Source organism: Ruegeria sp. G10 (genome assembly GCF_056533645.1).
Genome location: NZ_JBQFOQ010000028.1, coordinates 1 through 3160, shown reverse-complemented (window position 1 = coordinate 3160; position 3160 = coordinate 1). Strand labels below are relative to the sequence as shown.

General features: G+C 61.0%; 3 protein-coding genes. All 3 read right to left on the bottom strand.

From position 1 onward, the window contains the following. Positions 1-599 (bottom strand): aldehyde dehydrogenase family protein (locus ACR0KM_RS20945; protein ID WP_480865571.1); only part of this gene is annotated, 599 nt, incomplete at its 3' end. Between the two features lie 3 nt (positions 600-602). After that, positions 603-1850: a phosphonoacetate hydrolase gene (gene phnA / locus ACR0KM_RS20940; RefSeq protein WP_480858493.1), complete on the bottom strand. Its 1248-nt coding sequence runs from the start codon at positions 1848-1850 to the stop codon at positions 603-605. Positions 1851-1869: 19 nt separating this feature from the next. Further along, a complete protein-coding gene (locus ACR0KM_RS20935; protein ID WP_480858491.1) occupies positions 1870-3054 on the bottom strand; it encodes a 2-aminoethylphosphonate--pyruvate transaminase in 1185 nt (394 codons plus the stop codon). Positions 3055-3160: the final 106 nt, after the last annotated feature.

Sequence of the window (3160 nt, the reverse complement as noted above, 5' to 3'; positions counted from 1 at the left end):
CCAGCCTCATAGAGAATATCCGCCAATGTCAGCGCCGTCAGCGGCGTCAGCTCGGTCGGCTTGCAGACCATGCAGTTGTTCGACGCAATCGAGGGCGCGATCTTATGGCTGACCATGTTCAGCGGGTGGTTGAAGGGCGTGATCGCGCTGATCGCGCCCACCGGTTCGCGGGTGGTGAAGATCTTACGGTCCTTGCCATTGTGGGTCAGGTCGCAGGAAAAGATCTCGCCATCATCCTTCAGCGCCTCGGCGGCGGCGAACTGATAGACATCCTGCGCGCGCTTGGTCTCGTAGATCGCGTGCTGGTGGCAGATGCCCAGCTCCAGCACCAGCCATTTGGCCAGATACTCGCGGCGTTCACCGATCAGTTCACCGGCGCGTTGCAGGATCTGGCTGCGTTCGTACCGGGTCAGCTTCGGTTTATACGCCGCTGCAATCTCGAACGCCTTGCGGGCGTGCTCGGCCTTGCCCGCGGGGACATGGCCGATCACCTCGTTGGTGTAGGGATAGAGAACCGGCACCGTCTCGTCGGTAAAGACGATCTCGCCGCCGATGCGCATCCCCTCGTTTCTGATCTCAGACACAGTCTGGTCCTTCATGGCTTACTGCGCCGCCGCTGTTGTGGCGTAGAAAAACGCATCAAAGTTGCGCAGATCGGGCGCGTTGCCCAGATCGATCACCCGGTTGACGATGAAGGGCACCTCCTGCTCGGTCAAGCCGCCATGGCTGCGCAGCGGCTCACCCAAGGCCGCTAGGTCATGACGATCCTCAGAGGTGCCGATGGTCATCTCGCCGGTGCAGACCATGGTCAGGTCACCGATGCGGTCGGCGGGCAGTTCGTATGTGGCAACCGCTTCTTCCTTGGTCAGCACTTCCAGCATCTCGGGCAGGGCTGCAACCTTGGCCTTGACCTCATCCCGGTCAGCGCCTTCGGGCAGGTAGACCGTAGCGAACGAGCCAAGCGCGCCGTGGTGAACCACATACGGGTCGGTGATCGGCAGGATCACGCGGGCCTTGCCCTCACCCAGCCACTCGTCAAACACGTCCTGCATGTAGATGACCGAGGGCTCTTTCGAGACCGGCTCGTGCTTGGCCTTCATGCCGTGGTCGGCGGTGACGACGATGGCCGCGCCCATTTCATCCAACTGCGCCAGATACTTGTCGAACATGGCGTAGAAATCCAGCGCGCCCTGCTCTTCAGGGGCAAACTTGTGCTGCACATAGTCGGTGGTCGACAGGTACATCACGTCCGGGCGCATCTCTTTCAGCAGCTTCACACCGGCAGCAAAGACAAATTCCGACAGCTCGGCGGAATACACTTCCGGAACCGGCATCCCCAGCCAGGCGCTGGCATTGTCGATGCCGTGCTCGGCCTTGGTGGTCTCACCCGAACGTTCCGCGGAAAACGCAACCGCGCGGTCGTCGTCGAACTTCAGCCCTGCGCCCAGCAGTGCGCGCAGCTTGTCCTTGGCCGTGACCATGGCGACGCGATAGCCGGCCTCGTAGAATTGCGAGAAGATGGTCGGCGCGCGCAGGAAGCGCACGTCGTTCATCATCACCTCTTCGCCGGTTTCCGGGTCATAGAGGAAGTTGCCGCAAATCCCGTGCACGATCGGCGGGCGACCGGTGGCAATCGACAGGTTGTTGGGGTTGGTAAAGCTGGGGATCACCGAATGCGCCAGACGGTCGGTGCCGGTCTCGCGGATGCGCTTGAGCGTCGGCATCAGGCCCTTGGCGATGGCCACTTCCAGGTATTCCGGCTCGCAGCCGTCCAGGCAGATGGCAATGGCAGGCACTTTGGGGGCCGGATAGACACGCTCATTCGCGGTCACGGGGGTTTGGATGGTCATTTGGGGGTGTCCTTGTTTCTTATGCGGCCAGTTTGGCGCGTTCTTCCAGCGCAAGAGCCGGAGGTGCCGCGCTGGCGACCCCCATCTCGGCCAGGGTTTCCTTGGCGGCAGCAACAACCTGCCGCATCACATGCTCATCCATCTGCCCGATGCAGCCGACGCGGAAACTGTCCACAACCGTCAGCTTGCCCGGATAGATGATAAAGCCTTTGTCCTTCATCAGATCGTAAAAGCGGTCGAACACGAATTTCTCGTCCGCAGGGCAGAAAAACGTCACGATGATCGGGCTCAGCCAGCGGTTCTGCAGCAACGTCTCGAACCCCAGCTCGCGCATGCCTGCAACCATCACGTCGCGGTTGCGGGTGTAACGCGCGCCGCGCCCCGCAACACCGCCTTCGGCCTCATGTGCCTTGAGCGCTTCGAGGAAGGCTGCAACCACATGGGTCGGCGGGGTGAACCGCCACTGGCCGGTCTTTTCCATATGCGCCCATTGCGCATGCACATCAAGGCTCAGCGAGTGGCTGTTGCCCTTGGCCGCTTCCAGCTCATCCTTGCGGGCGATGATAAAGCCAAAGCCCGGCACGCCCTCGATGCATTTGTTGGCCGAGGACACCATCGCCTCATACCGGATCTCGGACGGCTTCAACTCGATCGCGCCAAAAGCCGACATCGAATCGATCAGCAGCTTGCGCCCCGCCCCGTAGACGGCTTCGGAAATCTCCTCGACCGGGTTCAGAATGCCCGAGGACGTCTCGCAATGGATCGCAACCACATGGGTGATCGCAGGGTCCTTGGCCAGGATCTCGGCCACTTCCGACCCGCGTGGCGGCAGGTAATCGCCCTTGTCCAGCACCAGATGATCGCGGCCCAGATACTGCAACGTCTGCGCCGAGCGTTGCCCATAGGCCCCATTCGCCAGCACCAGCGCCTTGCCGTCCTTCGGGATGAACGAGGCCAGCATCGCCTCAACCGCAAAACTGCCCGAGCCCTGCATCGGAACGCAGTCGAAATCCCCGGCCCCCTCGCCCAGCAGCGCCAGCAGCCGCGACCGCATATCCCGCGTCATCGCCCGGAAATCATCATCCCAGCTGCCCCAGTCCCGCAACATCGCCTGCTTCACCGCATAAGACGTCGTCAAAGGGCCAGGCGTCAGCAAATAAGCCTCCCCCATACGCGGCGCTTCAAGCTTACCCTCAAATCCCATCACCAAATCCCTCCAACACATCCCGATACACAATCATTTGCAACCTCATACCCCATATGTAAAATCGAGAATATCAATCACTGAATAAAAAAATCCTATAGATGGA